The sequence below is a fragment of the Kocuria rhizosphaericola genome (genome assembly GCF_044462205.1).
Lineage (GTDB): Bacteria > Actinomycetota > Actinomycetes > Actinomycetales > Micrococcaceae > Kocuria > Kocuria rhizosphaericola.
Genome location: NZ_JBISWK010000059.1, coordinates 1 through 5,388, shown reverse-complemented (window position 1 = coordinate 5,388; position 5,388 = coordinate 1). Strand labels below are relative to the sequence as shown.

The window sequence follows — 5,388 nt, the reverse complement described above, 5'->3', positions numbered from 1 at the left end:
CGGCCGGCGCCGTCGTGAGAGGCCTCGGCTAGGCCACGACCTCGGAGCGGTCCCCGCTCCACAGGGTGTGGTAGACGCCCTCGGCGTCGTCGGTGCGCCGGTAGGTGTGCGCGCCGAAGTAGTCGCGCAGCCCCTGTGTCAGGGCCGCGTTGAGCCGGGGCCGGCGCAGGGAGTCGTAGTAGTTCAGCGTGGTGGCGAACACCGGCGCGGGGATGCCGCGCTCCACGGCACGGGCCACGACGCGCCGCCAGGACGGGAGGGCCTCCTCGATCGAGGTGACGAACTCGGGGGCGAACAGCAGGTTCAGCGGCTGCTTGTCCCCCTTGTACGCCTCCATGATGACCTCGAGCAGCTCGGCCCGGATGATGCAGCCCTCGCGCCACAGGCTCGCGATCGTCGCGAGGTCGAGGTCCCAGCCGTACTCCCGTCCGGCCATCGTGAGCATGTCGAGGCCCTGGGCGTAGCTGACCAGCTTCGAGGCGTAGAGGGCCTTGCGCACGTCCTCCACGAACTCGGGGTCGTGCACGACGTCCTCGGTGGTGCCCCCGACGCCGGCGGGCAGCACGCGCTGCGCCTCGAGGCGCATCTCCGGCTCGGCGGAGGACAGCGCCCGGGCGAACACGGACTCCGCGATCGAGGTGACCGGGGAACCGAGCTCGAGGGCCTCCTGGACGGTCCAGCGGCCGGTGCCCTTCTGCCCCGCGGCGTCGACGATCACGTCGATGAGCGGCTGGTCCGTGCGGGCGTCCACCTGGCGCAGCACGTGGGCGGCGATCTCGATGAGGTAGGAGGCCAGCTCGGTGCGGTTCCACTGCTCGAAGACGTCGGCCTGCTCGGCCGGCTCCAGCCCCGCGACGGAGCGCAGCAGCTCGTGCGCCTCGCCGATGACCTGCATGTCGGCGTACTCGATGCCGTTGTGCACCATCTTCACGAAGTGTCCGGCGCCGTCCGTGTCGATCCAGGCGCAGCACGGCTTGCCGTCCTCGGCCTTGGCGGCGATGTCCTCGAGGAGGGGGCCGAGGGAGTCGTAGGACTTGGCCGGGCCACCGGGCATGATGGACGGCCCGAGCAGGGCGCCCTCCTCACCGCCCGAGACGCCCACGCCCACGAAGTCCAGGCCCTTCTCGGCGAGCTCGCGCTCGCGGCGCCGGGTGTCCTGGAAGTAGGAGTTGCCGCCGTCGATGATGATGTCGTCCTTCTCGAGCAGCGGCACGAGCTGCTCGATGACGGCGTCCACGGGGGCGCCGGCCTTGACCATCACGAGGATGCGGCGTGGGGTCTCGAGGGCGTCCACGAGCTCCTGGAGGGTCTCCGTGCGGATGAACGTCCCCTCGTCGCCGTGGGCGTCGAGCAGGGCGTCCGTCTTCTCGACGGAGCGGTTGTGGAGGGCGACGGTGTAACCGTGCCGGGCGAAGTTGCGGGCGAGGTTGGCGCCCATGACCGCGAGGCCGGTGACGCCGATCTGAGCTTTCTGTTCTGCTGCCATGCCCCCCAGCCTACAAACCCCGGGGACCGGCTTCGTCCGGTGCGCACCTGTTGCCGCGGGGAGCGCCCTGCCGAGCTCGCCGGAGGGCACGCGCGGCCCCACCGTGGGCAGCGCGGGAACTCGTGGGTCCTACCGGGATCGAACCGATGACATCCACGGTGTAAACGTGGCGCTCTACCAGCTGAGCTAAAGACCCTGACAACCGGGTGGGAGGTTTCCGCAACCGCCGGCACCCGGTTCCCGATCAGGTTACCCGCCGTGACGGACCGGCGCCGACCGGGTGCGGTCCGGCTCCGGTGTGACGTTGGCCATACTTTCCGGGAAGTCTACGGGCGGGCGAGTCGCTGCTCGAGTCCCACCAGGAAGTCGGTCGCGGAGGCGTCGACCTTCAGCCGTGCCGCGGCGTCGCCCCGGGTCCGCCCGTGGTTGACGATGATCACCGGTGCGTCGGCGCGCACGGCGTGCCGGACGAAACGGCGTCCCGAGTTCACCGTCAGGGAGGACCCCACGACCAGCAGGGCGTCGGCGGCGTCCACCATGCGCAGCGCGCGCAGCACCCGGTGCCGGGGCGCGTTCTCCCCGAAGAACACGACGTCGGGCTTCAGGACCCCGCCGCAGACCGGGCAGTCGGGCACCCGGAACCCGGCCGTGCGCGGCACCACGGCGTCGGCGTCCGGGGCGAACTCGATGTCGTCCGGGGAGGAGATCGAGTCGTAGAAGCCGGGGTTGAGCTCGTCGAACAGGTCGGAGAGCACGGCCCGCGGGATCAGGGTGGCGCAGCGTATGCACCCCACCTGCGTGTAGCGCCCGTGCAGGTCGACGACGTTGAGGGATCCCGCGGCCTGGTGCAGGCGGTCGATGTTCTGGGTGACCACCCCGGTGACGGCCCCCGTCTCCTCGAGGCGGGCCAGTGCCGCGTGCCCGGGGTTCGGCCGGGCGCGGGCCAGGTGGCGCCACCCGTACTGGTTGCGGGCCCAGTAGTGGCTGCGCATGGCGGCGCTGCCCATGAACTCGTCGAAGGTCATGGGGGTGCGCGGGGTGGAGCCGGGGCCCCGGTAGTCCGGGATCCCGGAGTCCGTGCTGATCCCCGCGCCCGTCAGGACGGCGGTCCGGAGGCCGCCGAGCAGGGCGGCCGCCCGGGCCAGCCCGGGTTCGAGCCCGGCGGCGTCGGGATCGGGGAACTGGTCGGGGTGCACGGGAGCGCCGTAGCCGGCGCGGACGGTGGGCATCGTGGCTCGCTCGGGGCCGGTCCGGCCGCGCTCAGCCGCTCAGCCTGGCGAGGGCGGCGCGGTAGGCCTCGAGCTCCCGTGGGACGCCGCGCTCGGACCGGAAGACGTCGACGACGACACCGTCCGCGTCCAGCACGAACGTGGCCCGCTCCGCGAGACCGGCCACGGGGTCGAACACCCCGTAGCGCTGCGCCACGTCCCCGTGGGGCCAGAAGTCGGAGAGCAGGTCGAAGTCGAAGGACTCCTCCCGGGCGAAGGCCCGCAGCGTGTACTTCGAGTCCACGGACACCGCGAGCAGCTTCACCCCCGCGTCGTCGAACACGGGGAGGCTGTCCTGGAGCCGGCACAGCTCCCCGGTGCACGTCCCGGAGAACGCGAACGGGAAGAACACGATCGCCACGGGACGGCCCCGGAGACCGCTCAGGGTGACCGGCTCGCCGAACTGGTTCCTGAGGGTGAAGTCCGGAGCGGGGGCGCCGATCTCGAGCATGCGTGGTCTCCTCCGGTGGGTTCCGTGGCGCCCGGTCAGATGTTGCGCTTGGGCATGAGCCGGGTCGCGGCCCAGTCCGCACTGACGCGTGCCGTGGTGGTCACGTGCAGGCCCGCCGTGGGGGCGGCCTCCTGGACCTCCGCGGGCGGCACGTAGCCGTCCCGTCCGGCCTTCGGGGTCAGCACCCACACCACGCCGCCGTCGTCCAGGGTGGTGGTGACGTCCACCAGGGTGTCGACGAGGTCGCCGTCGCCCTCGCGGAACCACAGGAGCACGGCGTCGACGACCTCCTGGTCCTCCTCGTCGAGCAGGTCGGACCCGATCACTTCCTCGATGCCGTCCCTCAGGTCGAGGTCGACGTCCTCGTCGTATCCGAACTCCTGGATGTAGTCGCCATCCTTGAAACCGAGCTGGACTACCGCGTCACCCGCGGTGGTCTTGGCCTCGCTCACTGTTCTTGCTCCTTCTGGGATCGGGCCGACGAACGACGACCACGCACTGCGTACCGGTGCTGGGCTCCGCCTGCCCGTCGGCGGACCGCGGGGGCACGGTGGCGGGCCGGATACCGGCTTCACCGTCCAGACAACACCGGATCAGGGTGTCTTTCAAGCTCCCGCACGGTGAGCGCCGCCGAATCGTGGGGTGACACGCCGTGTGACGGCCCGCCCCGGGTGTGGAAGCATGGTCCCAACAGACACCCCGTGTGCCCGGGCAGCCCTGTCGGCGCGATCCGCACGACGGGCCGGTTCCCGGACTCCGCCCGTTCCGGACGGAGTCCGGGAACCGGAACGGGCAACGGGTATTTTGAGACTGTCGGACGACCCGGCCGCGTCCTCGCGCGCGCACCCGCCCGGGTACCTGTCGGGCAACTCGACGAAGAGAGGTTGAACGTGCCTTCATCCAGCAACCACCACATCCTCAGTGGCTTGACCAACAACCTGAAGGACTCCGACACCGAGGAGACCCGGGAGTGGATCGAGTCCTTCGAGGGCCTGATCGAGACGCAGGGCACGGAGCGGGCGCAGTACATCATGCGCGCCCTCCTCCAGCACGCCGGCGCGAAGAGCGTGGGCGTGCCGATGGTGACCACCACCGACTACGTGAACTCGATCCCCGTGGACCAGGAGCCGGAGTTCCCCGGTGACGAGGAGATCGAACGGCGCTACCGGGCGTTCCTGCGCTGGAACGCCGCCGTGATGGTGCACCGCGCGCAGCGCCCGGAGATCGGGGTGGGCGGGCACATCTCCTCCTACGCCGGCGTGGCGACCCTCTACGAGGTGGGCCTCAACCACTTCTTCCGCGGCCCCGACCACCCCGGCGGCGGCGACCAGGTGTTCTGGCAGGGCCACTCGGCACCGGGCAACTACGCGCGCGCCTACCTCGAGGGCCGGCTCACCGAGGAGCAGCTGGACGGCTTCCGGCAGGAGAAGACGAAGGCCCCGAACGGGCTGCCGTCCTATCCCCACCCGCGCTCGATGCCGGACTTCTGGCAGTTCCCGACCGTGTCGATGGGCATCGGCCCGATGAACGCGATCTACCAGGCGCAGTTCAACCGCTACCTGCACAACCGCGGGATCAAGGACACCTCCGACCAGCAGGTCTGGGCGTTCCTGGGCGACGGCGAGATGGACGAGCCGGAGTCGCGCGGGCTGCTGCAGCTGGCCGCCAACGACAAGCTCGACAACCTCACCTTCGTGGTCAACTGCAACCTGCAGCGCCTGGACGGGCCGGTGCGCGGCAACGGCAAGATCGTCCAGGAGCTCGAGGCCTTCTTCCGCGGCGCCGGCTGGAACGTCGTCAAGGTCCTCTGGGGCCGCGAGTGGGACCAGCTGCTCGCCAAGGACGAGGACGGCGAGCTCGTGCGGATCATGAACGAGACCCTCGACGGCGACTTCCAGACCTACAAGGCGGAGTCCGGCGGGTTCATCCGCGACCACTTCTTCGGCAAGTCCCCGGCCACCAAGGAGCTCGTCGCGGACATGTCCGACGACGAGATCTGGGAGCTCAAGCGCGGCGCGCACGACTACCAGAAGGTCTACGCCGCCTACAAGGCCGCGACCGAGCACGAGGGCCAGCCGACCGTGGTCCTGGCGCAGGGCGTCAAGGGCTACGGGCTGGGCAGCCACTTCGAGGCCCGCAACGCGACCCACCAGATGAAGAAGCTGACCATGGAGGACCTCAAG

The 5,388-nt window shown here is 70.5% G+C and carries 4 protein-coding genes, 1 tRNA gene and 1 pseudogene; 1 reads left to right on the top strand and 5 read right to left on the bottom strand.

Annotation, left to right across the window (positions count from 1 at the left end):
• Window positions 1–28: 28 nt before the first annotated feature.
• The 5 genes from gndA to ACH9D2_RS06255 all read right to left on the bottom strand — a co-directional run bounded on the left by gndA (window position 29) and on the right by ACH9D2_RS06255 (window position 3,657).
• Window positions 29–1,486 carry an NADP-dependent phosphogluconate dehydrogenase gene (gndA, locus tag ACH9D2_RS06275; RefSeq protein ID WP_396361984.1) on the bottom strand — a complete coding sequence of 486 codons (1,458 nt, stop codon included), beginning with the start codon at window positions 1,484–1,486 and terminating at the stop codon, window positions 29–31.
• A gap of 123 nt (window positions 1,487–1,609) precedes the next feature.
• Window positions 1,610–1,682: transfer RNA gene (locus tag ACH9D2_RS06270), tRNA-Val, on the bottom strand.
• 130 nt (window positions 1,683–1,812) lie between these two features.
• Window positions 1,813–2,715: a Sir2 family NAD-dependent protein deacetylase gene (locus ACH9D2_RS06265; protein ID WP_396361983.1), complete on the bottom strand. Its 903-nt coding sequence runs from the start codon at window positions 2,713–2,715 to the stop codon at window positions 1,813–1,815.
• A gap of 31 nt (window positions 2,716–2,746) precedes the next feature.
• Window positions 2,747–3,205: a redoxin domain-containing protein gene (locus ACH9D2_RS06260; RefSeq protein WP_396361982.1), complete on the bottom strand. Its 459-nt coding sequence runs from the start codon at window positions 3,203–3,205 to the stop codon at window positions 2,747–2,749.
• A 35-nt stretch (window positions 3,206–3,240) separates the two neighbouring features.
• Window positions 3,241–3,657: a DUF3052 domain-containing protein gene (locus tag ACH9D2_RS06255; RefSeq protein WP_368799796.1), complete on the bottom strand. Its 417-nt coding sequence runs from the start codon at window positions 3,655–3,657 to the stop codon at window positions 3,241–3,243.
• 438 nt (window positions 3,658–4,095) lie between these two features.
• Here ACH9D2_RS06255 and ACH9D2_RS06250 point away from each other — a divergent pair.
• Window positions 4,096–5,388, top strand: a pseudogene (locus ACH9D2_RS06250) (pyruvate dehydrogenase (acetyl-transferring), homodimeric type); the annotation flags it as partial.

Bases quoted from the DNA above. Each gene is read 5' to 3' on its own strand.
- gndA (WP_396361984.1), bottom strand. From the start codon at position 1,486: ATGGCAGCAGAACAGAAAGCTCAGATCGGCGTCACCGGCCTCGCGGTC.
- ACH9D2_RS06265 (WP_396361983.1), bottom strand. From the start codon at position 2,715: ATGCCCACCGTCCGCGCCGGCTACGGCGCTCCCGTGCACCCCGACCAG.
- ACH9D2_RS06260 (WP_396361982.1), bottom strand. From the start codon at position 3,205: ATGCTCGAGATCGGCGCCCCCGCTCCGGACTTCACCCTCAGGAACCAG.